At 61.8% G+C, this 26,930-nt stretch carries 21 protein-coding genes and 1 pseudogene; 13 read left to right on the top strand and 9 right to left on the bottom strand.

Annotated features, from left to right (window positions below):
* Positions 1 to 356 precede the first annotated feature (356 nt).
* Positions 357 to 3,932 carry a pyruvate:ferredoxin (flavodoxin) oxidoreductase gene (nifJ, locus tag GWQ22_RS16645; RefSeq protein WP_275930993.1) on the bottom strand — a complete coding sequence of 1,192 codons (3,576 nt, stop codon included), beginning with the start codon at positions 3,930 to 3,932 and terminating at the stop codon, positions 357 to 359.
* On the bottom strand, positions 3,929 to 5,575 hold the full coding sequence (locus GWQ22_RS16640) for an NAD(P)-binding protein (RefSeq protein ID WP_275930992.1): 1,647 nt from the start codon (positions 5,573 to 5,575) through the stop codon (positions 3,929 to 3,931). The genes nifJ and GWQ22_RS16640 overlap by 4 nt, the downstream gene beginning before the upstream one ends.
* A 403-nt stretch (positions 5,576 to 5,978) precedes the next feature.
* On the opposite strand from GWQ22_RS16640, the gene GWQ22_RS16635 reads away from it, so the two are divergent.
* A complete protein-coding gene (locus tag GWQ22_RS16635; protein ID WP_275930991.1) occupies positions 5,979 to 7,787 on the top strand; it encodes a hybrid-cluster NAD(P)-dependent oxidoreductase in 1,809 nt (602 codons plus the stop codon).
* Between the two features lie 62 nt (positions 7,788 to 7,849).
* On the opposite strand, the gene htpX is transcribed toward GWQ22_RS16635, so the two are convergent.
* From htpX to bioB, 5 genes are all read right to left on the bottom strand, one after another.
* Positions 7,850 to 8,722, bottom strand: a complete 873-nt coding sequence (htpX, locus tag GWQ22_RS16630) for a protease HtpX (RefSeq protein ID WP_042036839.1) — start codon at positions 8,720 to 8,722, stop codon at positions 7,850 to 7,852.
* Positions 8,723 to 8,836: 114 nt separating this feature from the next.
* Entirely contained in the window at positions 8,837 to 9,517 is a 681-nt protein-coding gene (gene bioD, locus GWQ22_RS16625) for a dethiobiotin synthase (protein ID WP_042036838.1), read from the bottom strand.
* Between the two features lie 113 nt (positions 9,518 to 9,630).
* Positions 9,631 to 10,470 (bottom strand): malonyl-ACP O-methyltransferase BioC, encoded by an 840-nt coding sequence (gene bioC / locus GWQ22_RS16620; protein WP_275930995.1) that lies wholly within the window; start codon positions 10,468 to 10,470, stop codon positions 9,631 to 9,633.
* The gene (gene bioF / locus GWQ22_RS16615) at positions 10,463 to 11,680 is read right to left on the bottom strand and encodes an 8-amino-7-oxononanoate synthase (RefSeq protein ID WP_275930990.1); all 1,218 of its coding nucleotides are present in this window, start codon (positions 11,678 to 11,680) and stop codon (positions 10,463 to 10,465) included. The genes bioC and bioF overlap by 8 nt, the downstream gene beginning before the upstream one ends.
* Positions 11,677 to 12,765, bottom strand: coding sequence for a biotin synthase BioB (gene bioB, locus GWQ22_RS16610; RefSeq protein WP_275930989.1), 1,089 nt, complete (start codon positions 12,763 to 12,765; stop codon positions 11,677 to 11,679). Before bioB ends, bioF begins: the two co-directional genes overlap by 4 nt.
* A gap of 188 nt (positions 12,766 to 12,953) precedes the next feature.
* Between bioB and bioA the strand changes: the two genes are divergently transcribed.
* Positions 12,954 to 14,228 carry an adenosylmethionine--8-amino-7-oxononanoate transaminase gene (bioA, locus tag GWQ22_RS16605; protein WP_275930988.1) on the top strand — a complete coding sequence of 425 codons (1,275 nt, stop codon included), beginning with the start codon at positions 12,954 to 12,956 and terminating at the stop codon, positions 14,226 to 14,228.
* Between the two features lie 135 nt (positions 14,229 to 14,363).
* A complete protein-coding gene (locus tag GWQ22_RS16600; RefSeq protein ID WP_042036831.1) occupies positions 14,364 to 15,176 on the top strand; it encodes a HAMP domain-containing protein in 813 nt (270 codons plus the stop codon).
* Here the strand turns inward: GWQ22_RS16600 and GWQ22_RS16595 are convergent.
* Positions 15,173 to 15,523, bottom strand: a complete 351-nt coding sequence (locus GWQ22_RS16595) for a hypothetical protein (RefSeq protein WP_042036931.1) — start codon at positions 15,521 to 15,523, stop codon at positions 15,173 to 15,175. The two genes, GWQ22_RS16600 and GWQ22_RS16595, sit on opposite strands and share 4 nt — an antisense overlap.
* 194 nt (positions 15,524 to 15,717) lie before the next feature.
* On the opposite strand from GWQ22_RS16595, the gene asnS reads away from it, so the two are divergent.
* The 10 genes from asnS (at position 15,718) to GWQ22_RS16545 (ending at position 26,544) form a co-directional block, all read left to right on the top strand.
* A complete protein-coding gene (gene asnS, locus GWQ22_RS16590) occupies positions 15,718 to 17,118 on the top strand; it encodes an asparagine--tRNA ligase (protein WP_275930987.1) in 1,401 nt (466 codons plus the stop codon).
* A gap of 378 nt (positions 17,119 to 17,496) precedes the next feature.
* Complete coding sequence (locus GWQ22_RS16585) at positions 17,497 to 18,840, top strand: anaerobic C4-dicarboxylate transporter (RefSeq protein WP_042036941.1); 1,344 nt, start codon at positions 17,497 to 17,499, stop codon at positions 18,838 to 18,840.
* Positions 18,841 to 19,254: 414 nt separating this feature from the next.
* Complete coding sequence (locus GWQ22_RS16580; RefSeq protein WP_042036944.1) at positions 19,255 to 19,569, top strand: hypothetical protein; 315 nt, start codon at positions 19,255 to 19,257, stop codon at positions 19,567 to 19,569.
* Positions 19,570 to 19,884: 315 nt separating this feature from the next.
* Complete coding sequence (locus GWQ22_RS16575) at positions 19,885 to 20,796, top strand: LysR family transcriptional regulator (RefSeq protein WP_275930994.1); 912 nt, start codon at positions 19,885 to 19,887, stop codon at positions 20,794 to 20,796.
* Positions 20,797 to 20,996: 200 nt separating this feature from the next.
* Entirely contained in the window at positions 20,997 to 21,347 is a 351-nt protein-coding gene (locus GWQ22_RS16570) for an ArsC family reductase (RefSeq protein ID WP_108535525.1), read from the top strand.
* Positions 21,348 to 21,369: 22 nt separating this feature from the next.
* Positions 21,370 to 22,497, top strand: a complete 1,128-nt coding sequence (gene dapE / locus GWQ22_RS16565; RefSeq protein WP_108535526.1) for a succinyl-diaminopimelate desuccinylase — start codon at positions 21,370 to 21,372, stop codon at positions 22,495 to 22,497.
* A gap of 61 nt (positions 22,498 to 22,558) precedes the next feature.
* The gene (locus GWQ22_RS16560) at positions 22,559 to 23,248 is read left to right on the top strand and encodes a M15 family metallopeptidase (protein ID WP_275930986.1); all 690 of its coding nucleotides are present in this window, start codon (positions 22,559 to 22,561) and stop codon (positions 23,246 to 23,248) included.
* The gene (locus GWQ22_RS16555; RefSeq protein WP_157013375.1) at positions 23,245 to 23,391 is read left to right on the top strand and encodes a hypothetical protein; all 147 of its coding nucleotides are present in this window, start codon (positions 23,245 to 23,247) and stop codon (positions 23,389 to 23,391) included. The genes GWQ22_RS16560 and GWQ22_RS16555 overlap by 4 nt, the downstream gene beginning before the upstream one ends.
* 279 nt (positions 23,392 to 23,670) lie before the next feature.
* The gene (locus tag GWQ22_RS16550; RefSeq protein ID WP_042036948.1) at positions 23,671 to 25,398 is read left to right on the top strand and encodes a potassium/proton antiporter; all 1,728 of its coding nucleotides are present in this window, start codon (positions 23,671 to 23,673) and stop codon (positions 25,396 to 25,398) included.
* A 42-nt stretch (positions 25,399 to 25,440) separates the two neighbouring features.
* On the top strand, positions 25,441 to 26,544 hold the full coding sequence (locus GWQ22_RS16545; RefSeq protein ID WP_275930985.1) for a beta-N-acetylglucosaminidase domain-containing protein: 1,104 nt from the start codon (positions 25,441 to 25,443) through the stop codon (positions 26,542 to 26,544).
* Between the two features lie 131 nt (positions 26,545 to 26,675).
* On the opposite strand, the pseudogene GWQ22_RS21900 reads toward GWQ22_RS16545, so the two are convergent.
* Positions 26,676 to 26,827, bottom strand: a pseudogene (locus GWQ22_RS21900) (N-acetylmuramoyl-L-alanine amidase-like domain-containing protein); the annotation flags it as partial.
* Positions 26,828 to 26,930: the final 103 nt, after the last annotated feature.

The raw sequence follows: 26,930 nt of genomic DNA, 5'->3' as shown, positions 1-26,930 counted from the left end.
GATTGGCGAGGCCGATACCCTGGAAAAGCTCGAAGCCCTGCTGCCATGGAACGTCCCGCTGGAGCCGATTGCAAAAAAAGTGGCGCAATACGGTAAAGGCAAGTAGGTCGATTTAACGGCGCTTACAGTTTTAAAATGAAAAAATACCAATTTACCAAATTTTTGATGTGCTATGCATCCTGCTAATCCACATCTAGTAAGATAGCCATTTTCCTTTATTTTCATAATGTTATCATCACAATCACAACACTGACCATCCGAAGTTATGGATATTTTCCTCTATTGAAATCCCGTAACCACTAGATACAAAAAAGCGGGCCACTGGCCCGCTTGGTTATATTTCACTCATCCCATCCTCACACCGGCGGATGGAAATGGCTGGCCTCGCGGGTGGCCATCTCCTCGTAGGTGGCCCACTTCTGCCAGGCCACTTTTTGCGCCACCTGCATCAGCCGCTCGGCCTCCTCCGGGTGGCTCTGGGCAAGTACCCGGTAGCGGTTCTCCTCTGCCCTGTACTCGGCAAGGGGAATGGAGGGGCGCAGGCTGTCGAGGCTAAAGGGGTTCTGCCCCAAACTGCGCAGTACCGGGTTGTAGCGCAGCAGCGGCCAGTGGCCCGAGTCCACCGCCCGTTTCTGCTGGGTCAGCCCCAGCTCCATATCGATGCCGTGGGCGATGCAGTGGCTGTAGGCGATGATGAGCGAGGGGCCAGGATAGGCCTCAGCTTCGCGCAGCGCTTGCAGCGTCTGCTGCGGGTTGGCACCAAAGGCGATACGGGCAACATAGACGTTGCCGTAGGAGATGGCCTGCAACGCCACATCCTTCTTGGCCAGCGTCTTGCCCCCCGCCGCAAACTTGGCGACGGCACCGAGCGGCGTCGATTTCGACATCTGGCCGCCGGTGTTGGAGTAGACCTCGGTATCCATCACCAGCACGTTCACATCCCGCCCGGAGGCAAGCACGTGATCGAGCCCCGCCGAGCCGATGTCATAGGCCCAGCCGTCGCCGCCGACGATCCAGACCGAGCGGCGCACCAACTGATCAATCAAGGAGAGCAGCTCGCGGGCTTGCCCCGAGTTTACCTCCTCCAGCCGTTCGCGCACTTGGGCCACCCTGCCCCGCTGGGCGCGGATCTCCGACTCCAGCCGCTGCGGGGCGCTGATAAGCGACTCGACCAGCGCCTCCCCCAGCTCCCCCTTCATCGCCTTAAGGGCGGCCACCGCCTGACCATGATGCTGATCAGCCGTGAGGCGGAAGCCAAAGCCGAACTCGGCGTTGTCCTCAAACAGGGAGTTGGACCAGGCCGGCCCCTTGCCTTCCGCGTTCTTGGCCCAGGGGGTGGTCGGCAGGTTGCCGCCATAGATGGAGGAGCAACCGGTGGCGTTGGCCACCAGCATGCGATCGCCAAACAACTGGGTCAGCAGCTTGAGGTATGGGGTTTCGCCACAACCGGCGCAGGCACCGGAGAACTCGAACAGGGGTTCGAGGAACTGGGCACCGCGCACGGTGGAGAAATCCACCCGCTCGCGGGCAGGCCAGGGCAGGCTCTCGAACCAGCGCAGCGCCTGTTTCTGACCGGCGAGGTGCGGCGCCTTGTCCAGCATGGTGATGGCACGCGTGCCTTCGTGTTCCTCATCAGCCTCGGCTCGCACCGGACAGGCCTGCACGCACTGGCCGCAGCCGGTGCAATCCTCCGGATAGAGCTGCAAGGTGTAGCGGCTGTCGGGAAAGCCCTTGGCGGTGACGGGCACCGACTGGGCCGCCTCGGGGGCGGTCGCCAGCCAGTCCTGATGGTAGAACTTGGCCCGCAGCGCCGCATGGGGGCAGACAAAGACACAGTTGCCGCACTGGATACAGATATCGGAGTGCCAGATAGGGATCTCCCGGGCGATATCGCGCTTCTCGAAGCGGCTGGTGGCGGTGGGGTAAGTGCCATCCACCGGCAGCATGGAGACGGGTATGAGATCGCCGCGCCCCGCCAGCATCTCGCCGGTGACGCGCTGGACAAACTCGCTGCCCCCCGGGGCCAGTGGCAAGGGGTAGTCGCTGATCTGCTCGTCACCGGCCGGGATCGCCACCTTGCAGAGGTGAGCCAGGGTATCGTCCACCGCCGCAAAGTTGCGCGCCACCACCTCGGGCCCCTTGCGGGCATAGCTCTTCTCTATGCTCTCCTTGATAAGGGCAATGGACTCATCCCGTGGCAACACCCCGGACAGCGCGAAGAAGCAGGTCTGCATAATGGTGTTGATGCGATTGCCCATGCCGTTTTGCTCGGCCACCCGATCGCCATCGATGCAGTAGAGCTGGATATTGAGGGCGCGAATGCGAGCGCACAGCCGCTCGGGCAGCTGGCCCCACACCTTGTCAGCCTCATAGGGGGCATTAAGCAGCAGGGTCGCCCCTTCGGCGGCATGCTCCAGCAAGTCCACCGACTCGGTGAAGCTCCACTGGTGACAGCCGATAAAGCCCGCCTGCTCGATAAGCCAGGGGGCGTCGATAGGCTCGGGGCCAAAGCGCAGGTGGGAGACGGTACGCGAGCCCGACTTCTTGGAGTCGTAGACGAAGTAGCCCTGGGCGTGGAAGCCCTCCAGCTCGCCGATGATCTTGATGCTGTTCTTGTTGGCACCGACCGTGCCGTCGGCACCGAGGCCAAAGAAGAGCGCCCGCACCCGGCTGGCAGGCTCCAGATCGCCGATGGGGTGCCAGGCCAGACTGAGGCCCGACACGTCATCGACAATCCCCACTGTAAAGCGGGGGCGTGGCGCATCACAGGCCAACTCCTCGAACACCGCCGCGCACATGGCGGGGGTGAACTCCTTGGAAGAGAGGCCATAGCGACCGCCACTGAGCCACGGCAGCCGCTTGATAAGGCCGCGCTGCAAGCCGTCGATCAACGCGCTCTGCACATCCAGCAGCAGCGGCTCGCCGCCCGCCCCCGGCTCCTTGGTGCGATCCAACACAGCAATGCGGCGCGCGCTCCCAGGCAGGGCATCGAGCAGCGCCTGTACCGGGAAAGGGCGATAGAGGCGCACAACCAAGACCCCGGTCTTGCGATCCTGCCGGTTGAGCCAATCCACAGTGGTGCGGGCGGTGGCCGCCCCCGATCCCATCAGCACGATGACGTCGGTGGCATCGGTTGCGCCGTGGTACTCCACCAGCCGGTAGTGGCGGCCCGTCAGCTCGCCGAGCTTGTCCATGCACTGCTGCACCCGCGCTGGCACCGCTTCGTAGAAGGGGTTGACGCTCTCGCGGGACTGGAAATAGGTGTCCGGGTTCTGGGCCGTGCCGCGCATCACCGGATGATCCGGGTTGAGCGCCCGGGCCCTGTGAGCCCGAACCCAATCGTTGTCGATCAGCGCCCGGATCTCATCCCGATGCAGGGCCGTGATCTTGTTCACCTCGTGGGAGGTGCGAAAGCCGTCGAAGAAGTGGATGAAGGGCACCCGGCACTGCAGGGTGACACTGTGGGCGACCAAGGCCAGGTCCTGCGCCTCCTGCACCGAGCCGGAAGCGAGCATGGCAAAGCCGGTGCTGCGCGCCGCCATCACATCCTGATGGTCGCCAAAAATAGAGAGCCCCTGCGCCGCCAGCGAACGGGCCGCCACATGGAACACAGCCGCGGTCAACTCCCCGGCGATCTTGTACATGTTGGGCAGCATCAACATCAGCCCCTGACTGGCGGTGAAGGTGGTGGCGAGCGCCCCCGCCTGCAGGGCGCCGTGTACCGTACCGGCCGCCCCCCCTTCGCTCTGCATCTCCACCACTGTGGGGATGTTGCCCCACAAATTGGTCTGCCCCTCGTCTGCCCAAGCGTCGGCCAGCTCGGCCATGGTCGAGCTCGGGGTAATGGGATAGATGGCGCACACTTCACTCAGCTGGTACGCCACCCGGGCCGCGGCTTCGTTACCGTCGACCATGATCAGTTCATGTTTCATTGGGACTCCTCGGGTTGGCGCAGCTCGATGGCGTGGCAGGGGCATTGATCGTGGCAGGCGCCGCAACCGGTGCAGCGATCCACATCCACCCGATAGCCGTGGCCAGGCCCCCGCTTTGCGATGGCCTGCTCGGGGCAGCTGCCGTAGCAGCCATCGCACTCGAAGCAGTTACCGCAGGAGTAGCAGCGCGCCGCCTCGTAGCGGGCGGCCGTCTCGTCCAGTCCGCCGATGATCTCGCCAAAGTCGTCCCGCGCCCACGCCGGTTTGACCGGCTGGCTGCTGGCAGGCGCGTGGGTCTGGAACCAGAGCTGTAACTGCTGTGGCCCTACCAGCGGGTAGGAGACCATCTTCTGATAGTGGCGACCGCGCAGCCAGGCATCCATATGGCGCGCCGCCTTCTTGCCGTGGCCGGTGGCGATGGTGACGGTGCGCTCGGAGGGCACCATGTCGCCGCCCGCAAACAGCCCGGGGACATCGGTCATGAGATTGTCGGCCACCTGCACAACCCCCTCCTTGTTGACTCGCACGCCGGGGATGCTCTCCAGCACGCTCAAATCAACCTCCTGACCCAACGCCAGAATGAGGGAGTCCGCTTCCAGGGTTTCAAACTGGCCGGTGGGCACCGGCTTGCCATGCTCATCCAGCGCCATCACCTCCACTTCGATGCTGGTGTTGTCGAGCTGGCGAATCGTGCGCAGCCAGTTGATCTTGATCCCCTCCTCCTCGGCTTCAAGGGCCTCGAAGGCGTGGGCAGGCATATGGTCCCGGTCGCGCCGATAGATGATCATCGCCTCTTCAACGCCAAGACGACGGGCGGTACGGGCCGCATCCATGGCGGTATTGCCGCCGCCGTAGATGGCCACCCGCCGTCCCAGTTTGGGGGGCGGCAAGCCCTGCTCTTCGGCCAGACTCGCCTGTTCGAGGAAACTCACCGCATCGAGGATCTTGCCCGCCTCCCGGGCCGGAATATCGACCCGCTTGGCCAGATGGGCGCCGATGGCCATAAAAACGGCATCAAAGCCCCCCTCGTCGCGCTCGCGCAGCACATCTTCCACCTTGTGATTGAGGGTGAGGGTGACGCCAGCGGCCAGGATGCGGGCCACCTCTCGATCCAGCACATCGCGGGGCAGCCGGTAGGCGGGGATGCCAAAGCGCAGCATGCCACCGGCGAGTAGGCCCGCTTCACGGATCTCCACCTGATGACCGAGCCGGTTGAGGTGCCAGGCGCAAGAGAGGCCGGAGGGACCGGCGCCGATCACCAGCACCTTCTTGCCGCTGGCAGGGGCAGGCTGCGCGGGCAGCCAACCCCGGGCCAGCGCCTCGTCGCCGAGGAAGCGTTCGATGGCGTGAATGGAGACGGCATCATCCACCTGGGCGCGATTGCAGGCGCTCTCGCAGGGGTGATAGCAGACCCGGCCATGGACGGCAGGCAGGGGATTTTCTTCGATCAGGGTCTGCCAGGCCGCTTCAAAGCGGCCCGCTTCGGCCAGGGCAAGCCAGGCCTGGATGTTCTCGCCGGCCGGGCAGGCGTGGTTGCAAGGTGGCAGGGCCGGCCGCCAGACGGGTAGTCGGGTACGCACCGGGCCTGTTCCCGTTTTCTGGGAGAGATCCGGCTGTGGGGTCATATCCAGTTGTTTGCTCATACATTGCTTTCTTCTTTTTGTGTGACAGGCCCTATCCGATGGCACTTGATACCGTGTAGCCGAAGCGGACGGTGGCCGGATGAGGGAAGAAGCGAAAGCGTTAGAAACTGGGAACTGAGTCGATAATGGCGGCTTTTTTGTACTGACTAGCGAATCAGGATCAAAAAATGTTGCACTTTATGGGGTCTGGAGCCCGAAACGTGACCCCTGTAACATCTTGCCCAATTGAATACAGGATGGCGTTGAGCGGTTCGCCGACCGAGGGCAGAGAGTATGCCGTCGGCGCCGGATTGCCATGTGAGAACTGCGCCGTGCGGCGACCATGCAGGGATTGCTGCACGGGGCGGGAACCGTTATCTTGCCCCCTCTTCATCTGCACAGGCCACTGCACAAGGACTCGAACATGCCAACACTCGACAGCATTCATCTCTACCCCATCAAATCGACGGCAGGCATGCCACTGACCCGTGCGCAGGTGACCGAAGAGGGACTGGCAGGGGATCGCCGCTACATGGTGGTCAAACCGGACGGCACCTTTATCACCGCCCGCACCCATCCCCAGCTGCAGCAGGTGATCGCCACTCCCATCGAAGGCGGCTTGCAACTGCGCTATCCGGGCTTTAAACCGCTGACCCTGCAAGAGGCCGACTTCAGTCGCACCCCGCAGGCCACCGGGGTCTGGGGCGATCGCTTCACCGCCCTGCATACCGACCCTCAAGCCGATGCATGGTTGAGCAAGGTGGCAGGGGAAACGGTGCAGCTGCTGTGGCTAGGTGAAACCTCTGACCATTTTCGCGAAAAAACCGGCACTCGGGTCAGCTTTGCCGACGGTTATCCGCTGCTGCTGATCAGCCAAGCCTCCCTTGAGGATCTCAACCTGCGCTCCGATGCCCTGCACCAGATGAGCCAGTTCCGCACCAATCTGGTGGCGAGCGGCACCCGGCCCTTCGAAGAGGACAGCTGGGTGCGTATTCGCATCGGCGAGGTGGAGTTTCGGGTCGACAAACCCTGCAGCCGCTGCATCATGACCACGGTGGAAGCGGGCACCGAGCGCTTCAATGCCCTGAAAGAGCCGCTGGCGACCCTCACCCGCTACCGCCGTGGCGAGGATGGCGAGGTCTATTTCGGCCAGAATCTGGTGGCGCTGAACGAGGGGTGGATCGAAGCGGGCAGTGAGATCGAGGTGCTGGAGCGCACCCGTCCGGTGGTCTATCCCGCCGCCGCGCCGAAGAAGCGGGAGCTGGTCTGCGTGGCCCGCGAGCCGCTGGCGCGGGATCTGGAGACCTTCTGGTTCGAGGCGGCCGATGGCGAGCCCCTGCCCGACTACCTGCCGGGCCAGCATCTGCCCATCAGCCTCGATATCAAAAACGAGCGAATTCAACGGCGCTATACCCTGAGCTCCACACCGGCTCAACCGGAGCGTTACAGCATCAGCGTCAAGAAGGTAGAGGGGGGGCGCATCTCCCACTGGCTGCACCAGCAGATGCAGGTGGGTGACCGGCTGCTGGCCGCTAATCCCGCAGGCGAGTTTCACTTGAGCGGCGAGCGCAATCTCCTGTTGCTCTCGGCAGGCTCCGGCGTCACCCCCATGCTGGCGATTGCCCGCACCCTGGCCCTGCGCGGGGAGCTGGAACATGTTCACTTTATGTACCTGTGCCGCAGCGAAGCGGACATTCCCGCCGCCAGCGAACTGCATGCCATGGCGCAGCAGGGCATGACGCTCACCCTGATCCTGAGCCAGCCAGATAGCCACTGGCAGGGGCTGCAAGGGCGACTCAATGATGAGCATCTGCGACGGGTCAAAGGGCTGGTCGGGAGAGAGGTCTTTATCTGCGGTCCCCACGGCTTTATGGCCGATGCCGCAGCCAGAATCGCGGCCCTCGGCGTACCGGCCGCACGGATCCGCCAGGAGAGCTTTGGCGGCGCCATTCTCTCGGTGGCACGCCCCCATCAGGCTGTGCAGCTGCGCATCGGCACCCAGACCTTCACAGGCAACAATCAGGGTACCGTGCTGGATCAGGCCAACAAGCAGGGAGTGGAGCTGCCCTGGAGCTGCCGCGCCGGCATCTGTGGCAGTTGCAAGCAGATGCTGGTTTCCGGTGATGTTGACCACCCGGATGCCCCCGCCATCACAGCCGCCGAGCGGGCCGAGGGCAAGATCCTCACCTGCTGCGCGGTGCCGCTGACCGATCTGGTGATCGGGCAGCGCTAAAGCGCGGACAATAAAAAACGGCTGCCGAGGCAGCCGTTTTTGTTTGGTAGGAACTGGCGAGATCAACCGCGCAGGGCGGCGATGCGCTGCTCGATGGGCGGGTGGCTCATGAACAGTTCGCTCACGGAGCGCTTGCCATTGATGCCAAAGGCCATCATGGCACCTTCCATCTGCGGCTCGGCCCCGCGGGAGAGGCGCTGCAACGCGGCAATCATCTTGTCGCGGCCAGCCAGCTTGGCAGCTCCGGCATCGGCGCGGAACTCACGCTGACGGCTGAACCACATGACGATGATGGAGGCCAGCACGCCGAACAGCATCTCCAGCACGAACACTGTGATCATGTAGGCAAAGCCACCCGAGTTGCTGCTCTCTTCGCTGTTGTTGGAGCTGAAGAAGTTGCTGATGAGACCGGCCACAATACGGGCGAAGAACATCACGAAGGTGTTCACCACCCCCTGGATCAGGGTCAGGGTCACCATATCGCCGTTGGCCACGTGGCTCACCTCGTGAGCCAGCACAGCTTCCGCCTCGTCCCGGCTCATGCTGTAGAGCAGGCCGGAGGAGACAGCGACCAGCGAGTCGTCGCGGCGGGCACCGGTGGCGAACGCATTCATCTCGGGGGAGTCATAGATCCCCACTTCCGGCATCTTGATGCCCGCTTCACGGGCCTGACGGGCCACGGTACTGACCAACCAGTGCTCGGTCTCGTTGCGGGGTTGCTCGATGACCTGGACGCGATAGCTACGCTTGGCCATCCACTTGGACATGAGCAAGGAGATAAAGGAACCCCCAAAACCGAACACGGCACAAAACATCAACAAACCGGAAATGCTGGACTTGTTGATCCCCAGAACCGAGAACAGGATATTGAGTACCACCCCCAGCACCAGCATGACGGCCAGGTTGGTCACCAGGAACAGCGTAATTCGCTTCATTATTGACTCCTTGTGAGATATGGATGCGTGGCCCCGCACAGCTTCATTGCCTGCCGGGACCACACCTGCCCAACATAATATATAGATTCGATGAATGTTCGCTGAATGTCGTCATCAGAGCAGGGGCGAAATGTCGAGACGCCCGCTCAGATCGGCATCGAGTGGATTGTTTACAAAGGGTATCTCACCCAAAAATGGGGCAGGCAGCAAGCCCCTGAGCGTGTCCAGATTCTCCTGGTAGTGGCTCATGGAGCCGTGCAACCGATTGATGACCCAGCCCGCCACCGGCAGGTGGTCGTTGCGAATGGCGGCAAAGGTGAGCAGCGCATGGTTGAGGCAACCCAGCTTGGCCCCCACCACCATGATCACCGGCATGTTCTCCTGCTTGACCCAGTCCGACAGCAGGTACCTGCGATCCAGCGGTAAAAACCACCCCCCGGCCCCCTCCACGACGATGAGCTCGGCACCGGCCTGCTCTATCTGGCGCAAGCCATCGGACAAGCCTTTCAGCGTGATGGCCTCACAGGCCTCGCTGGCGGCGATATGGGGCGCGATGGGCGGTTCAAAGGCGAACGGATTGACCAGATCGTAGGGCAAAGGCAGGCTCGCGGCCTCCTGCAACAGCACTGCGTCCAGGTTGCGCAGTCCATCCGGGGTACGGGCACAACCGGCGGAGACCGGCTTGTAACCGGCGCACTGGATGCCGTGGGCGGCAAATTCCAGCAACAGGGTACGGGCGACTACCGTCTTGCCCACATCGGTGTCCGTGCCCGTGATAAAGAAGGATTTAACCATGATAACTCCTCAACACAAATCAGGTGGCTCCCCCTGGTGGGAGCAAGCTCACCTGCGTATCAACTCTTTCAGGCAGCGTAGCAGAACCACAGCCCGCTCAAACCCGGACCGGCTTATCGGCGACCCACTTGCCCCAGACAGACCTGATAGCTGGCGGTCAGCCTGCCGTCCGGCTGGCGGTAGGCTTCATAAGCCAGGCTAAGGCGCTGCAAACGCTGCCGGCTGCTGAGACCAGGCTGGCGCTCGTCATTGATCTGGCTGGCCCCTATCCCTTTGAGATCGCGCAGCAGACCGGTCAGCTCGGGATAGGCGAGCGACCAGGTCAGGCTCTCGAGACGAGGGGCGGTGAAGCCCCCTGCGGCGATAGCATCGTGCAATTGTGGCAGGCTGAGGAAGCGATTGACATGGGCACTGTCATCAACCGTGCGCCAGGCCTCACGCAATTGCCAAAGCGAATCAGAGAGCAGGGTCGAGAACCACAGCTGACCACCGGGTTTGAGCACCCGATGCAGCTCGGCAAAGGCCTGCGCCGGACGCTCGCACCACTGTAAGGCCAAACTGGAGAAGACCCAATCCAGACTCTTATCGGCAAAGGGCAACTGCTCCGCATCGCCGCACAGGAGATGAGCACCACTGCCGCGCAGGGCCGCCTGCTGTAACATGCCGGGAGCGAGATCCAGTCCATGTAGCCGGTGACAACGGCGGGCGAGCTGCGGCAGGAAGAACCCGGTGCCACACCCCAGATCCAGTCCTGATCCCGGCAAGGCATCTGCCAAAGTATCCCCTTGCCCCCCATGATCCGGCTCCGACGCAGGCAAGGCGTTTGTCATCCGCTTGAGCAGCGCCAGCCCCACCTCCTGCTGAAAGCAGGCGTGGGCGTCGTAGTGACGGGCGGCCGCACCGAAGCGACGGGCCAGCTGGGCCTTGTCGACCGACTGGAAACGCTCATGCATGGCGAGCACCTCTCGGGTCTGCGGCATCCTCATTACCCGTGGCCGACAGGGTGCAAGGGCCAAGGGCCTCAAGCAGGCGGTCTACATCCTGTTCCCGGTGGGCCGCGCTCAAAGTGATGCGCAGCCGCGCCGTGCCCACCGGCACTGTCGGTGGCCGAATCGCGGTGACCCAGAGCCCTAATGCGCGCAGTCGTTCGGCCAGCTGCAGGGCAACGGTACTCTCTCCCACCAGCAGCGGCTGGATCGGGGTGTCGCTCGTGCCCAGCTGCCAGCCAAGGGCAGCAGCGCCCTGCCGAAAGCGGGCGATCAGCTGGGCAAGATGGGCGCGGGACTCGTCGGCTGCGCGCACCAGTTCGATGCTCTTGCTGACGGCGCAAGCCTGCGCGGCCGGCATATGGGTGCTGTAGACGTAGTGGCGGGCAAAGTTGACCAGATAGTCCACCAACTCGCGACTGCCGCCCACAAAGGCACCGGCCACCCCGAGCGCCTTGCCAAAGGTGCCCATCTGGATGTGCACGCTGGCCGGATCCACCCTCTGCGCCGCCAGGGTGCCGCGCCCTTGTGGCCCCAGCACGCCAAGCCCGTGGGCATCGTCGATCATCAGCCAGTTGCCGCTCTGGGCGGCGAGACGGGCGAGTTCAGCCCAGGGAGCCTGATCCCCATCCATGCTGAACACCCCTTCCGAGACGATCAGCCCCCGACCGGGCTCAAGCTGACTTGCCAGCGCGGCCATATCGTTATGACCGAAGCGCGTCATCTTGCAGGGCAGCTGGCTGCCCATCTCTTGTAGGGAGGCATGATTGAGTTTGTCCTGCCACAGCCGATGCGCCTTGCCCAGCAGGGCTTTGAGCACCGCCTGATTGGCGGAAAAACCGCAGTTGAACAGCAGCACCGCCTCCACACCTAGCCACTCGGCCAGCGTCTCTTCCAGCTGCTGGTGAGCCCGGCTGTAACCGGTGACCAGCGGCGAGGCGCCAGATCCCGTGCCATAGCAGTCAATTCCCGCTTTGAAGGCGGCCTTGATGGCGCTGTGATCCGCCAGCCCCAGATAGTCGTTGGCGGAAAAATTGAGGTAGTCGCGCCCGTCGACCTGCAACCGCCCAGCCACACTGCCATGCGTCGCGATGCGGCGACGCAGCAAAGCGGCCTGCTCGCGCCCGGCCAGCGCCGCGCCCAACGCAAAGGGGCCCGTTACCACAGGGCTCTTCATGGACGCACGACGCCTGCACGTGGACGGGTAGCATCGTAAAACATCTCATCCGGCGCGTTCTGGCGGCCCACCTCGGCCAGCAGCTCTTCTTCTTGTACCTGATCCGGCTTCTGGGCCCGCTGAGCGGGGCGAATGCCGAGTCGCTTGAACAGCTGCATGTCGCTGTTTTCATCGGGGTTGGGGGTGGTCAGCAGTTTGCAGCCGTAGAAGATGGAGTTGGCCCCCGCCATAAAGCACATGGCCTGCATCTGCTCGTTCATCTTTTCTCGCCCGGCGGAGAGGCGCACATGGGAGGCGGGCATCATGATCCGCGCCACGGCTATGGTGCGGATAAACTCGAACGGGTCGAGGTTCTCTTCGTTTTCCAGCGGCGTCCCCTTCACCTTAACCAGCATGTTAATGGGCACGCTCTCCGGGTGGCGTGGCAGGTTAGCCAGCGCCATCAGCAGACCCGCCCGATCCTTGGCCTGCTCGCCCATGCCGACGATGCCGCCGGAGCAGACCTTCATGCCAGCGCCGCGCACATGCTCCAGAGTATCGAGCCTGTCCTGATAGGTGCGGGTGGAGATGATCTCACCGTAGAACTCCGGCGAGGTGTCGAGGTTGTGGTTGTAGTAATCGAGCCCCGCAGCGCCAAGACGCGCCGCCTGATCGGCGGTCAGCATCCCTAAGGTCATGCAGGTCTCCATCCCCAGCCCGCGCACCTCCTCAATCATCCGTAGGATATAGGGCATGTCCCTCTCTTTGGGGTTGCGCCAGGCGGCTCCCATGCAGAAACGGGACGAGCCGTTGGCCCTGGCCTCGCGGGCCCGCTCCAGCACCTTCTCCACCTCCATCAGCCGCTCGGTCTCAAGCCCGGTATGATAACGGGCGCTCTGGGGGCAATATTTGCAATCCTCCGGGCAGGCGCCGGTCTTGATGGAGAGCAAGGTGCTCACCTGCACCTCGTTCGGGTCGAAGTGGGCGCGATGTACGGTCTGGGCCTGGAACAGCAGATCGTTGAAGGGCAGGGCAAACAGGGCCTGAACCTCGGACAGGGTCCAGTCGTGGCGAAGGGCGTGGTCGCCCGGGGTGAGAGCATTCATACATGGCTTCCGGTTGTGATAAGTGGGATCCTGCGCCGGCCATCCCGGATGAGCGAACACAAAACCCGCCGCTGTGCCTGCCCCTCTGAATGGGCAAAGCCAAGTGGCTGAAATTGTTGGCTAGTGTAGAGAGCGCGCGTAGACTGTCAACACCAACCAGATCAAACTAATTGACAACAGAACACATAATGACCAACCAAGAATTCGACCTGCACCACATCTGGCACCCCTATACCTCCCTGACCCATCCCCTGCCCTGCTATGAAGTTGCCAGCGCCAAAGGGGTAACCATCACCCTCAGCGACGGCCGCGAACTGGTGGATGGCATGAGTTCCTGGTGGGCCTGCGTGCACGGTTATCAAGTGCCTGAACTGGACGCGGCCGCCACCAACCAGCTCGGCAAGATGTCTCACGTGATGTTTGGCGGTCTGACCCATGCCCCGGCGGTCGAGCTGTGCCGCAAGCTGGTGGAGATCACGCCAGCTAAGCTGGATCGGGTATTTCTGGCAGATTCCGGCTCGGTGGCGGTGGAAGTGGCGCTCAAGATGGCCCAGCAGTACTGGCACGCCAGAGGCACGCCCAGAGCCAAGTTCCTCACCCTGCGCGGCGGCTATCACGGCGACACCTTCGGCGCCATGAGCGTCTGTGACCCGGATGGCGGCATGCATGAGCTTTATAAAGGCTTCCTGCCGGAGCACCATTTCGCGCCGGCACCGAGCTGCCGCTTCCACGCCGAGTGGGACGAGCAGAGCGTGGTGGCGCTGGCCACGCTCATGGCTGACCACCACCAGGAGATCGCGGCCATCATCCTCGAACCCATAGTGCAGGGCGCGGGCGGCATGCGCTTCTACCATCCCCGCTACCTGCAGTGGGTGCGCGCCCTGTGCGACGAGTTCGACGTGCTCTTGATTGCCGACGAGATCGCCACCGGCTTTGGTCGCACAGGCCAGCTGTTTGCCTGCGACTGGGCGGGGATCAGCCCCGACATCATGTGTCTGGGCAAGGCGCTCACCGGCGGCTATCTCACCCTCTCGGCGACCCTGACCACCGAACATGTTGCCCGCACTATCTGTGACGGCACGGCGGGGGTCTTTATGCATGGTCCCACCTTTATGGGTAACCCGCTGGCCTGCGCCGTGGCCAACGCCTCCATCGATCTGCTGCTCGCCTCCCCCTGGGCCGAGCGGGTGCAGGCCATCGAGCATCAGCTCAAGACCGAACTGGTCGCGCTGACCCTCAACCCGGCCGTGGCCGATGTGCGGGTACTCGGCGCCATCGGCGTGGTGGAGATGAAAGAGCGGGTGGACGTGGCCCGCATCCAGCGCAAGTTCGTCGAGCTGGGAGCCTGGATCCGGCCATTTGGCAAACTCATCTACCTGATGCCCCCCTTCGTCATCACCCCCGAGGAGCTGAGGGTATTGACCGGCGCCATCAATGAGGCCATCGCCAGCGGCGAATTCTGAGCCTGAATGAATAGGCCCTGCATGAGAATGCAGGGCCTATTGACTCTTTTTCATTAGAATGTGAGCAAGGCACCAGACCCGAACGACCGGTGCGAGTAGACTGCGCGGGTTTTACCCAACAGATGTACCGTTCCCATGCGCCTTTCCATTGCTGCCAAAATCAACTTCTTCCTGCTGTTCATCTTCTCCATGGTGCTGGTCTTCTCCGCAGCCTATCAGGCCGTGCGCGAGCGGGATCTCATCCTGACCCTGATCAAGGAGCAGAGCCGCGAGCAGAGCGAAGCCTACTTCGATGGCCTCAACATGCTGATGCTGACCGGCAAGATGGACGCCCGCGACACACTGCGAAACAAATTCCTCGAGCACGCCCATGTGGAGGATGCCCGCATCGTCCGTGGCGAGGCGGTGAGCAAACAGTTCGGGCCAGGGCGCGCAACCGAACAGAGCAAAGATGAGTTCGATGAGTTGGCGCTGGCGGGCAAGGGCAGTCTGGAGGTGGTGCACGATGACATGCACAGCCGGCTGGTCGTGACCCGACCGCTGCTGGCAAAAAAAGATTTTCGCGGCACCGACTGCACCAGCTGTCATCTGGTGCCGGAGAACACTGTGCTCGGTGCGGTGCGCTTTGACTACTCCCTCGACTCCCTCTTTACCCGGGTTGAGCAGAACATTCTCACCTCGGCACTCATTCTCACCAGCATCTTCGGGATGGGGCTGCTGCTGACCCTCTGGGTCATCCGCACCTGGATAGTCCGCCCCCTCAACCAGCTGACACGCTCAATGGAAGAGGCCACCGATCAGCACGACTTCGGCCACCGGCTGGAGGGGGATGACGGGGATGAGATAGGTCGGGTGGCACTGGCCTACAACCAGATGCTCGACAGCGTGGAGCGCCAGCTGGGCAAGCGCCCCACCGCTCAGGGGAAGCAGGACAAACCGCAGGATTAACCCGCGTAGTAGAACAGCAAACTGGCGATGAGGATCAGCAACAAGATAGCCAGATGCACCCGGCCGACATCCTCCTGGCGGCGGCAACGTTGCCGTTCAAACAGCAAGACCACCAGCGTCAGCACAGAGCAACCCCAGAGCCCGCGCTCCAGCCAGGGGGTCAGCACGGGATCCCAGCTCTGGCGCACCTTGACCCCGCCATAGATCAGAAAACCGTAGGCGATCTGCGGCCGCGCGAAGTGATAGAGGGAGAGCAAGGCGATGAAGCCGCCCCAGCAGAGGATCACCAATCCCTGCAACACCCGGGTCAACCGGTCAGGTCCATGTCGCCGCTCTTTCACACCCATCCCCCACCCAAGCGGCCCGGTCATGAGGTGATCCGGGCACAAAACCCCTCCAGAGTCCGACATTTTTGCTTGTTTATCAAACCCGCGCGGGTAAGATTGACGGCTTAGTCTGCCATGATGGGCCAATCAATGCCCGGGCCAGACCCCTAGTGTTGCAAATAGCGCTGCAAGAACAAGCTGGAGACAATATTTCGATGACGCACGCATCCGTAGTAGATGTGCTGACCGGTAAATATGCGGTTGGCACCACCCAGACAGTCAAAGGGTGGATCCGGACTCGCCGTGATTCCAAGGCGGGGATCTCATTTTTGGCCGTCTCCGATGGCTCCTGTTTCCATCCGGTACAGGCGGTTGTCCCCAATACCCTGGCCAATTATGAGAATGAAGTGCTGCGTCTGACCACTGCTTGCTCCGTGGAAGTGACCGGTGTGATTGCCGCCTCCCAGGGCAATGGCCAGGCTTTCGAACTGCAAGCCACCGAGGTCAACGTCGTGGGCTGGGTCGAAGATCCGGACACCTACCCCATGGCTGCCAAGCGCCACAGCATAGAGTACCTGCGTGAACAGGCTCACCTGCGTCCGCGCACCAACATAGTCGGTGCCGTGACCCGGGTACGCAACTGCCTGGCACAAGCCATCCACCGCTTCTTCCACGAAGAGGGTTATCTGTGGATTGCGGCCCCGCTCATCACCGCCTCGGACACCGAAGGTGCCGGCGAGATGTTCCGCGTCTCCACCCTGGATCTGGAAAACCTGCCGCGCACCGACGCCGGCAAGGTCGACTACGACAAGGACTTCTTCGGCAAGGAGACCTTCCTGACCGTTTCCGGTCAGCTGAACGTCGAAACCTACGCCTGTGCCCTCTCCAAGGTCTACACCTTCGGGCCCACCTTCCGCGCCGAAAATTCCAACACCAGCCGCCACCTGGCCGAGTTCTGGATGGTAGAGCCGGAAATTGCCTTCGCCAACCTGGACGACAACGCCGCCCTGGCCGAAGCCATGCTCAAATACGTCTTCAACGCCGTACTGGCTGAGCGTCGCGACGATCTGGAGTTCTTTGCCCAGCACGTCGACAAGGATGCCATCGGCCGGCTGGAACGCTTCGTCTCCTCCGACTTTGCCCAGATCGACTACACCGATGCCATCGAAGTACTGAAGAACTGTGGCAAGACTTTCGAGTTCCCTGTCTCCTGGGGCATCGATCTCTCCTCCGAGCACGAGCGCTATCTGGCCGAAGAGCACTTCAAGTCGCCTGTGGTGGTGAAGAACTACCCGAAAGACATCAAGGCCTTCTACATGCGCCTCAACGACGACGGCAAAACCGTGGCCGCCATGGACGTACTGGCACCCGGGATCGGCGAGATCATCGGTGGTGCCCAGCGTGAGGAGCGCCTTGAGGTGCTGGATGCCCGCATGGCCGAGATGGGGCTGAACAAGGAAGATTACTGGTGGTACCGTGACCTGCGTCGTTTCGGTACCGTACCCCACGCCGGTTTCGGTCTGGGCTTCGAGCGTCTGGTGGTCTACGTGACCGGCATGGGCAACGTCCGCGACGTGATCCCCTTCCCGCGTACCCCGCGTACCGCCGAGTTCTGATTACGGCCACTTGCCGACAAAGCCGACCCCAGGGTCGGCTTTTTGTTATCCAGGCAGCGGCATTTCGCCCCGCTGACCGCCACAATGAAGCACGCCGCCCGCTCCCCCCATAGGTCCCTCGCCATTCCCCTTGCCCCTCTGAGGCACATAGAGCCCCGTACGGTACCGTTTACTGGCACTACAAATAACAATGATGTTAATACGTGGTTTTTATGCAGTTAAATCAAAAAACGATGAGTTATTGAAGTACCTCAAATTTTTACCTCTGTTAGGCAGGCACAATACCCTCTAACCCTTTAGGGCTAAATAAAAACAGACAATCCCGGTCCATGAGCCCAACACAACACTCACATGGCTTAAAACACACGAGGTAATGGAATGATCTTGATGGAATTTTTGGTGGTACTCGGCTGTTTGCTGCTGGGTACCCGCTTTGGGGGCATGGGACTGGGTCTCATCAGTGGTATCGGTCTCTTCCTGCTGACCTTCGTCTTCGGCTTGGTGCCGGGCGAACCGCCAGTTCAGGTCATGCTGACCATACTCGCGGTGATCGGCTGTGCCGCCACCTTGCAGACCGCCGGTGGCCTCAACCTGATGATGCAGGTGGCCGAGCGTCTGCTGCGCCGTCACCCGCAATACATCACTATCCTGGCGCCGCTCACCACCTGGACCCTTACCTTCCTGTGCGGTACCGGCCACGTGGTTTACACCATGTTCCCCATCATCGCTGACATCGCGCTGCAGAAGAACATCCGTCCCGAGCGTCCGATGGCCGTAGCATCCGTTGCCTCCCAGATGGCGATCTGTGCCTCCCCGGTCTCCGTTGCCGTGGTCTCCATGGTCTCCATTCTGGCGGCCGGTCACGGTATCGGTCAGGCTTACGGCCTGCTCGACATCCTGATGATCGCCATCCCCTCCTCCCTGACCGGTGTGGTCATGGCGGCCCTGTGGAGCCTGCGTCGCGGCAAGGATCTGGACCAGGACGAAGAGTTCCAGGCCAAGATCAAGGATCCGGAGCAGCGCACCTTCATCTATGGCGGTGGTGAAACTCTGCTCAACACCAAGTTCCCGAAAGAGGCCTACTGGTCTACCTGGATCTTCTTCGCCGCCATCGCTGCCGTGGTCTTGCTCGGTGCCAACGAAGGTCTGCGTCCGGTGTTCACCATCAAGGACAAAACTGGCCCGCTCTCCATGAACCTGGTGATCCAGATGATGATGCTGATCGCTGGCGCCATCATTCTGATGCGCTGCAAGGTCAAGCCGGGTGAGATCTCCAACGGCCCCGTGTTCAAGGCCGGTATGGTCGCCATCTTCTCCGTGTTCGGGGTGGCATGGATGAGTGAGACCTTCTTCCAGGCGCACATGCCGCTGCTCAAAGAGACCCTGGCCCACGTGGTACAGGCCCAGCCCTGGACCTACGCCCTGGTGCTGTTCCTCATCTCCAAGCTGGTGAACAGCCAGGCCGCTGCCCTGACCGCCATCGCCCCCATGGGGCTGGCGCTGGGCGTGGAGCCGAAACTGCTGATCGCCTTCCTGCCGGCCAGCTACGGCTACTTCGTGCTGCCGACCTACCCGAGCGATCTGGCCTGTATCGGTTTCGACCGCTCCGGCACCACCCGCATCGGCAAGTTCATCATCAACCACAGCTTCATCATTCCGGGGCTGATCGGGGTAAGCAGCTCCTGCGCCCTGGGTTATCTGCTGACCACCATTTTGCTGTAATCGCAGTCGCGTTTATCACGTAATTGCCAGACAGGCCCCCGCTGCAGGGGCCTGCTCTTTTCTCCCCCTCTCTATTACCCAGCAATTTCCTGCCGCTATTTGCAGACACTATGCCTTTACCTGCCTGGGTAGCATTTATGAGCCTCAATCTTATGACGATACCCCCTAATGGTCAGGCCTCGCTTTCCCCTTGATCCCTGTCAATAAATGTGGTTTTGCCACGTTGCTATGACATAAAATGCTACCAACTTAACAAAAAAATGGTCGTTCAAACTAAAGGCAACCCTTTAGAATCCCTTTGCCACCCGTTCTGATGGATAACATCGGACTTTTTTGCTTTGGATCAACGTCAGGGGCCAGTGAACTGGCCAAGATGCGCATCGACACAGCGACCATTTCGCACCGGAGAGAATTATGACAAGCCAAGCCACCGCGGGTATGACCACCAGCGACTACAAGCTATGGGACATCCTCGTCGAGTCTGCAAAGGAACGCACCACCATTCGTTACTCCAAACTGGCCAGGCAGGCCGGGCTGGAGCATAGCCAGGATGAGCTGCGCACCCTGCTGCAACGCATCCGTATGTACTGCACCGAGCACCAGCTGCCGATCCTCTCCACCATAGTGGTGGATGATGTGGGCAAATATACCGGCCTCTCCTCCAGTCTGCCGGACGCCCCCTGGGAACGTGCCAAGGTGTTCGACTACCAGTGGCCGGTTACGTCCTGAGTCATAGCATCATCACAACAACGCGCCCGGTGGCGCGTTTTGTACTTCTTCGGGCCCGCTCAACTGAACCGCAGGCAAAAAAAACCCGCCTCGAAGGCGGGTACTAAGCAAGCAACGCTCTGGATGACCAGAGTAAAGAGTTCAGGCTGTCGAATCTTGCCACCCCCGGCACCACGCGAAAGAGGTAACAGGACAACATGGGTGTGTATAAATCGCTGATTTATTCATGCTTCATGCTGACCATCGACGGGGAATGAGACTAAAGTGAAGGCCCTGCTTAAGGAAATGATTTATTAGCATTCCATTATGCACAGAATGAATTTAAGAGGCGTCGACCTCAACCTGCTGGTGGTGCTCAAGGCGCTGCTGGAGGAACGTAACACCACCAAGGCTGCCGAGCGACTCGCCATGAGTCAGCCAGCCGTCAGTCGTGCCTTGGCTCGCCTGCGGCTGCTCTATGACGATCCCTTGCTGATCCGCACCCCCCAGGGCATGGAACCCACCGCCAGGGCACAGGCGCTGCTGTTGCCGCTGCGGGAGATACTGCACGACATAGAGCAGACGTTCAGCCAGCCGGAGCAGCTCGATCCGGGCCAGTTCGAGGGCGTCCTGCGCATCGGTGCCCACACCTACGTGGAGTACGTGATGATGCCAAGCCTGTTGGCCCACCTGCAGCAGCAAGCGCCCAACCTGCGCCTCCACATGGTGCCCCTCAATGCGGATTACGAGCGTCAGCTCGATGAGGGGGTCATCAGCATTGTGATTAACAAACAGGATGAGGTGCCCGGCCGTTTTCGTCGCATCCCGCTGTTTGAAGACAAGCTGATCTGTACCGCGCACCACAGCCACCCGTTCCAGGGCCAGGTGCTTTGCATTGAATCCTTCGCCAAGGCCCAGCACCTGCTGGTTGCCCCCCGCGGCAGCGAAGGGGGCATAGTCGATGACTTGCTGGCCGCCCACGGCATGACCCGTCATACCCCTTTGATAGTGCAGAGTTTTCTGGCGGCGCCCTTCATCCTGCCCTACGCGTCCCTGCTGTTGACCTCTCCCGCCAGGGTACTGCGACCGCTGATGCCGCTGCTGGGTTTGGTGGAGTTCGAGACCCGCTTCGCCCTGCCGACCTTTGAAGTCAGCCTGATCCGCCATCGCCGCGACGACAACCACGCCATGCTCAACTGGTTCGAGTCCGAGCTGCACCTCTGGTGCCAATCCCAGCGCGAGCATTGATCTCGTCGGCGCCCAGGGCGCCGGGCTCTGTTTCCACTGCCCGCTCGCCCGCGGAAAATCACCCAAGGTGCGGCTCCGCCGTTGCCATGGGATAGCCACAATGCCAGAATCAGGCCTTTGCTTGATGTCACATTCAGATCTCAAGTTGCCGACTTCACGTTTCAGCTCCAAGGGCCCGCGCCCGCAGATAAGGACTCCCCATGGCCACCACCCTCTATGGCATCAAAAACTGCGACACCATCAAGAAGGCCCGCAAGTGGCTGGATGAGGCTGGCATCGACTACCGCTTTCACGACCATCGCGCCGATGGGCTGGATCCTGCCGCGCTGGACAGCTGGCTGGCAACGCTTGGCTGGGAAGCGCTGCTCAACAGCCGAGGTACCACCTTCCGCGCCCTGCCAGATGAGGCCAAACAGGGGCTAGACACCGCCAAGGCCCGCGCCCTGCTGCTGGAACACCCGGCCATGATCAAACGCCCCTTGCTCGACAGGGACGGCGAACTGACCCTGGGTTTCAAGGCTGACCACTACCAATCTCTGCTCTCTCGTTAAACTTTTCTGTTAAGGAACACCGATGTCGGATGTCATCGCACTGGCCAAGGATCTGATCCGCCGCCCCTCAGTTACCCCGCTGGATGAAGGGTGCCAGACCCTGATGGCTGAGCGCCTCGCACGCCTCGGCTTTGTCATTGAGCCCATGGTGTTTGAAGACACCACCAACCTCTGGGCTCGCCGTGGCAGCGAAGGCCCCCTGTTCTGCTTCGCGGGGCACACCGACGTGGTGCCCGCCGGACCGCTGGACAAATGGCACACACCGCCGTTCGAGCCGACCATTCAGGATGGCGTGCTCTACGGGCGTGGCGCAGCTGACATGAAAGGGTCGCTCGCCGCCATGGTGGTGGCCACAGAGCGTTTCGTCGCAGCCAATCCGGATCACAAAGGGTCGATCGCGTTTCTCATCACCTCGGATGAAGAGGGGCCCTTCATCAACGGCACCACCCGGGTGATAGATACCCTGGAGGCGCGCCACGAGAAGATCCGCTGGTGCATCGTCGGCGAGCCCTCCTCCACTGCCGTGGTAGGCGATGTGGTGAAAAATGGCCGACGCGGCTCCATCACCGGCGATCTGCTGGTGCGCGGGGTGCAAGGCCACGTGGCCTATCCCCATCTGGCGGACAACCCCATTCACAAGGCGGCGCCGGCGCTGGCGGAACTCGCCGCTACCGTGTGGGATGAAGGCAACGCCTACTTCCCGCCCACCAGCTTCCAGATCGCCAACATTCAGGGGGGCACAGGCGCTTCCAACGTCATTCCCGGCGAGCTGCAAGTCCAGTTCAACTTCCGTTTCAGCACACAACTGACCGACATGGATATTCGCGAACGGGTCGAGGCACTGCTGGACAGGCACGGGCTGGATTACCAGCTTGACTGGACCCTCTCCGGCCAGCCCTTCCTGACCGATACCGGCGATCTGCTCGATGCAGCCGTCGCGGCCATCGAACAGGTGAACGGCCAGCAACCGGCCCTGCTCACCACGGGCGGCACCTCGGATGGGCGCTTCATCGCCCCCACTGGCGCCGAAGTGATCGAGCTCGGCCCTGTCAATGCCACCATCCACAAGGTGAACGAGTGCGTGAAGGCCGGGGATCTGGATCTGCTGGCCGACATGTACCAGGGCATACTGGATCGGTTGCTGGCATGACACCTCTTCAACGCGGGCTTGCGGGTATCCCGCTCAACAGCACACCAGATCGGGGATGGGCATGACACAGGATCAACTGCTGGGGCGAGACGAGCACCACCTCATTCTGGTGGGGCGCGGGCCCCATCGTCTGACCGCGGCCACGGCGGCGGCCTTCAACGACATGCAGGTGGCCGCCGCCCATGAGGGGCACAACCTGCAGGCGGCCTCCAGCTGGCGCGGGTTCGACCGTCAGCTCGCCATCTGGAATGGCAAGTGGCGTGGCGAGCGGCCCCTGCTGGATGCCAACAACCAGCCGCTGGATACCCTGCAACTGAGCGACACAGAACGGCTGCACGCCATCCTGCGCTGGAGTGCCCTGCCCGGTACCAGCCGTCACCACTGGGGGACGGATCTGGACATCTACGACCCAGACTGTCTGCCCGCCGACACCCGACTGGCGCTGGAGCCCTGGGAGTATGAGGAGGGCGGCTGGTTTGCCGATCTGGGCGACTGGCTGAGCGATCACATGAACGACTTCGGCTTCTTCCTGCCTTACGCCAAACCGGCGGGAGCCGGCAGTGGCGTCGCCTACGAACCCTGGCATATCAGCTTCGCACTGGAGTCCACCGAGCAACGGCTGGATCCGGATGCGCTGGTGCTTTGTCTGCAACAGGCGGATATTGAAGGTAAGTCGACCATACTGGCCCATCTTGACGAGATTTTGGCCCGTTATGTCACCCTCTGTCCCGATGAAAGGAAAAGATCATGAATCTGTGGTTATGGATAGGCCTGCCGCTGTTGTTCCTGCTCGGCATGTTTCTCAATGCCATCAAGGACATGAAGCGGCTTGAGAAACAGCTGCCCGACTACAAGGACAAGATCAGGGAAGTCAAAGACGACGAGGATGACTGACCGTCCTCTCAGCCCGCTAGGGGCGCCACTACGGCGCCCCTGCTACTTGTGGGAAACCTGGCTGGCAGGCCGCCCCCAAGCCAGGTCGATTTTGTGAACCGTTTCACATTAAGCCCCCCTTTACACCCCTCGCATCCAGCCTTTTTCGGTGCAAATTGCCCCGTCACACGCGCACCGAAAATGTAAAAAACTGCAAATTAATGCACAATTAAGCCACACAGCGCCCAACAAACTGCATATAATGTGCCTGATTTGCATTTTGACAGAAGGAGTTCGCCATTGGATGCCGTCACCATCAACAGTTTCTTTTTAATCGCGGCCTTGTTGGTGGGAGCCAGTGTCCTGTTAAGCACGCTCTCCTCTCGTCTCGGCATCCCCATTCTGGTGATATTTCTCGCGGTCGGCATGCTGGCTGGGGAAGATGGCCCGGGCGGCATTCATTTCGCTGACTACTCGGTCGCCTATCTGGTCGGCAACCTGGCGCTCGCCATCATCTTGCTTGATGGCGGCATGCGCACCCGGGTCTCCTCGTTTCGGGTGGCGCTCTGGCCGGCACTCTCGCTGGCGACCGCGGGGGTAGCCATCACCACGGGCCTGACCGGTTTCATCGCCGCCTGGTTGTTCGATCTCAGCCTGATGCAAGGTCTGCTGATCGGCGCCATCGTTGGCTCCACCGATGCGGCGGCCGTCTTCTCCCTGCTCGGTGGACGCAGCCTGAACGAGCGGGTCAGCGCCACCCTTGAGATAGAATCGGGCAGCAACGACCCCATGGCGGTGTTTCTCACCGTCACCCTGATTGAGATCCTCGCCACCCAGCAGCAAGGGCTGGACTGGAGCTTCCTGCTGTTGCAGCTCGGCAAGCAATTTGGGCTGGGCGCAGGCATAGGTCTTGGTGGCGGCTGGCTGCTTTGGCGCCTCATCAACAGCGCCAGGCTGGCCCCCGGCCTCTACCCGCTGCTCACCGTCAGCGGCGGTCTGCTGATCTTCGCCCTCACCACGGCGGTGGGGGGCAGCGGCATCCTCGCCATCTATCTCACCGGCCTCTTGCTCGGCAACCTCTCACTGCGCAGCCGCAGCACCACGCTGTCCGTACTGGATGGCCTGACCTGGCTCAGCCAGATCGGCATGTTTCTGGTGTTGGGGCTGCTCGCCTCGCCCCACAAACTGCTGCCCATCGCCCTGCCGGCGCTGGCGCTGGCCATGTGGATGATACTGTTCGCCCGCCCTGTCTCGGTCTGGATTGGCTTGCTGCCATTCAAGAACTTCGCCCCCCGCGAGCGCTGGTTTATCTCCTGGGTCGGATTGCGCGGCGCCGTGCCCATCATACTGGCGGTCTTCCCCATGATGGCGGGGCTGCCCAACGCCCAGCTCTACTTCAACGTGGCCTTCTTCGTGGTGCTGGTCTCCCTCATATTGCAGGGCAGCTCGCTGCCGCTGGCATCCAGGCTGGCTCGGGTAGAAGTACCGGCACCGCCGTCCCCCATCAACCGCTCCGGGCTCGAGATAGACCTGGACAGCCAATGGGAGACCTTCGTCTACCGCCTGAGCGCAGAGAAGTGGTGCATCGGCTCGCCCCTGCGGGATCTGCGCATGCCCAAGGGGACCCGCATCTGCTCCCTGTTCCGGGATCAGGAGCTGCTCCACCCCTCGGGCAGTACCTGCCTGCAATCTGATGACATCCTCTGCGTCATCGGCCACGAACGGGATCTGCCTGCCCTCGGCCAGTTGTTCAGCCAGGCGCCCGAGCAGGATCTGGGGCCGCGTTTCTTCGGCGACTTCCTGCTGGAAGCCGCCGCCAATCTGGTGGATCTGGCCCCCCTCTACGGGCTGGATGTGAGCGAGGTGGCGGATCAGACACTGGGCCATTTTATTGCCGACCAGTTGGGCGATAATCTGGTTGTCGGCGACCACTTTGAATGGCAGGGACTGATCTGGACCGTGGCCGAAATGGAAGAGGGTGAGCCCCGCAAGATAGGGGTGCGCTTTCAGGAAGAAGACCCGGTCTGACGCTGTTCGTCCGACCCGTTCCCAGCGAGAAGGGAGTTATCTATGCCTTACCAAACTCTGTTGTCTGGCCTGCAACCCCCTTCACCCCAGCTGGGATTGATAGAGGGATTCTTTGGCAAGGGCTGGAGCTGGGAAGCCCGCGCCCGCTACGCCCAGTGGCTGCCCCGCCACGGCTATGGCTTCTACATCTATGCCCCGAAAGAAGACGGCTATCTGCGCAAGCACTGGACCCAGCCCTGGCCTGCTGCCCAGCTCGAGGCCCTGCTTCAGCTGGCCCGTCAGTGCCGTGAAAACGGCCTCGCCTTTGGCATAGGCCTGAGCCCCATGGGCGCCCATCACGACTATGCCCGCAAGCGCCCGGCCCTGCTGGAGAAGGTGCGGCTCATCGACGAAGCGCTCAAGCCCGATATACTGGCGGTGCTGTTTGACGACATGAAGGGGGATACACCGGATCTCGCCCACTGGCAGCTCACCATGGCCCACGACATTGCGGCCCACACCAGCGCCAGCCGGTTGCTGTTCTGTCCCAGCTACTACTCGACGGATCCCGTGCTGGAGAAGGTGTTCGGCGCCATGCCACCCCACTATCTGACCGATCTGGGCCAGGGGCTGGATCGGCGCATCGACATCTTCTGGACCGGCCCCAAAGTCTGCTCCAGCGAGTACCCGGCCCCACACCTCAAGCAAGTGGCCGACTGGCTGCACCGCAAGCCTTTCCTATGGGACAACTACCCGGTCAACGATGGCAGCAAGGCCAGCAGCTTCCTGCACCTGCGCGCCTTCGAGAACCGCCCCGCCGAGCTGGCAGAACTGGTGGCAGGCCACGCAGTCAACCCCATGAAGCAGGCGGCACTCTCCGTGTTACCGCTGGCCACCCTGCCGATGAGCTACCGGCTCGGCAAGCAGTATGACCCCGACAAGGCGCTGCACGCCGCCCTCAACGCCACCTGTGGCCCGCAGATCTCGGCGATGATCGAGGCCGACCTGCCGCTGTTTCAGGATCTGGGGCTAGCGCAGCTCACCTCCGAGCAGATTGCCGCCCTCAAGGCGCGCTACCTGCCGTTTCGGGATCAAGCATGCGTCGACGAAATCGTGCGCTGGCTGGATGGGGAGTATGTGTTCGACCCCGACTGCCTGACCGATTAACCCGCCCCCACGGGGGCCCATTCCCATCCAGACTGGCATTGTCACAGGGGGACGGCATCCGGCTCACGGATGCACGCGTTTTACACCCGTCATTGCCAACAGGTTAAACGCCTCACTCATGCCCGGCCCGATCATGACGGGCTATTGTCATCCCTAGCCCGGTAAACGAGGATCCCCGGCTTGTTCTTCACATAGTCAAGAAAGGGCGAATCCACCACCTTCATATTCGTTGAAACTGACGAGGCATTGCGCAGAACGGGGCCTGACTCTTATACACAAATATTGTGAACTGATTGGCACTTTTCCCGATTTCCAGGATCTGATCTCCTATGTGACTCCCGAACATGGTAACGATCATGCTAACTTTTGCTCTTCATCGTGCGGCC

It is taken from the genome of Aeromonas sp. 1HA1 (genome assembly GCF_029237385.1).
In the GTDB taxonomy this organism is placed as follows: domain Bacteria; phylum Pseudomonadota; class Gammaproteobacteria; order Enterobacterales; family Aeromonadaceae; genus Aeromonas; species Aeromonas popoffii.
Note: the sequence above shows the minus strand (reverse complement) of the source record. Positions and strands in the feature narration are given on the sequence as shown.

Bases quoted from the DNA above. Each gene is read 5' to 3' on its own strand.
- nifJ (WP_275930993.1), bottom strand. From the start codon at position 3,932: ATGAAACATGAACTGATCATGGTCGACGGTAACGAAGCCGCGGCCCGG.
- GWQ22_RS16640 (WP_275930992.1), bottom strand. From the start codon at position 5,575: ATGAGCAAACAACTGGATATGACCCCACAGCCGGATCTCTCCCAGAAA.
- GWQ22_RS16635 (WP_275930991.1), top strand. From the start codon at position 5,979: ATGCCAACACTCGACAGCATTCATCTCTACCCCATCAAATCGACGGCA.
- htpX (WP_042036839.1), bottom strand. From the start codon at position 8,722: ATGAAGCGAATTACGCTGTTCCTGGTGACCAACCTGGCCGTCATGCTG.
- bioD (WP_042036838.1), bottom strand. From the start codon at position 9,517: ATGGTTAAATCCTTCTTTATCACGGGCACGGACACCGATGTGGGCAAG.
- bioC (WP_275930995.1), bottom strand. From the start codon at position 10,470: ATGCATGAGCGTTTCCAGTCGGTCGACAAGGCCCAGCTGGCCCGTCGC.
- bioF (WP_275930990.1), bottom strand. From the start codon at position 11,680: ATGAAGAGCCCTGTGGTAACGGGCCCCTTTGCGTTGGGCGCGGCGCTG.
- bioB (WP_275930989.1), bottom strand. From the start codon at position 12,765: ATGAATGCTCTCACCCCGGGCGACCACGCCCTTCGCCACGACTGGACC.
- bioA (WP_275930988.1), top strand. From the start codon at position 12,954: ATGACCAACCAAGAATTCGACCTGCACCACATCTGGCACCCCTATACC.
- GWQ22_RS16600 (WP_042036831.1), top strand. From the start codon at position 14,364: ATGCGCCTTTCCATTGCTGCCAAAATCAACTTCTTCCTGCTGTTCATC.
- GWQ22_RS16595 (WP_042036931.1), bottom strand. From the start codon at position 15,523: ATGGGTGTGAAAGAGCGGCGACATGGACCTGACCGGTTGACCCGGGTG.
- asnS (WP_275930987.1), top strand. From the start codon at position 15,718: ATGACGCACGCATCCGTAGTAGATGTGCTGACCGGTAAATATGCGGTT.
- GWQ22_RS16585 (WP_042036941.1), top strand. From the start codon at position 17,497: ATGATCTTGATGGAATTTTTGGTGGTACTCGGCTGTTTGCTGCTGGGT.
- GWQ22_RS16580 (WP_042036944.1), top strand. From the start codon at position 19,255: ATGACAAGCCAAGCCACCGCGGGTATGACCACCAGCGACTACAAGCTA.
- GWQ22_RS16575 (WP_275930994.1), top strand. From the start codon at position 19,885: ATGAATTTAAGAGGCGTCGACCTCAACCTGCTGGTGGTGCTCAAGGCG.
- GWQ22_RS16570 (WP_108535525.1), top strand. From the start codon at position 20,997: ATGGCCACCACCCTCTATGGCATCAAAAACTGCGACACCATCAAGAAG.
- dapE (WP_108535526.1), top strand. From the start codon at position 21,370: ATGTCGGATGTCATCGCACTGGCCAAGGATCTGATCCGCCGCCCCTCA.
- GWQ22_RS16560 (WP_275930986.1), top strand. From the start codon at position 22,559: ATGACACAGGATCAACTGCTGGGGCGAGACGAGCACCACCTCATTCTG.
- GWQ22_RS16555 (WP_157013375.1), top strand. From the start codon at position 23,245: ATGAATCTGTGGTTATGGATAGGCCTGCCGCTGTTGTTCCTGCTCGGC.
- GWQ22_RS16545 (WP_275930985.1), top strand. From the start codon at position 25,441: ATGCCTTACCAAACTCTGTTGTCTGGCCTGCAACCCCCTTCACCCCAG.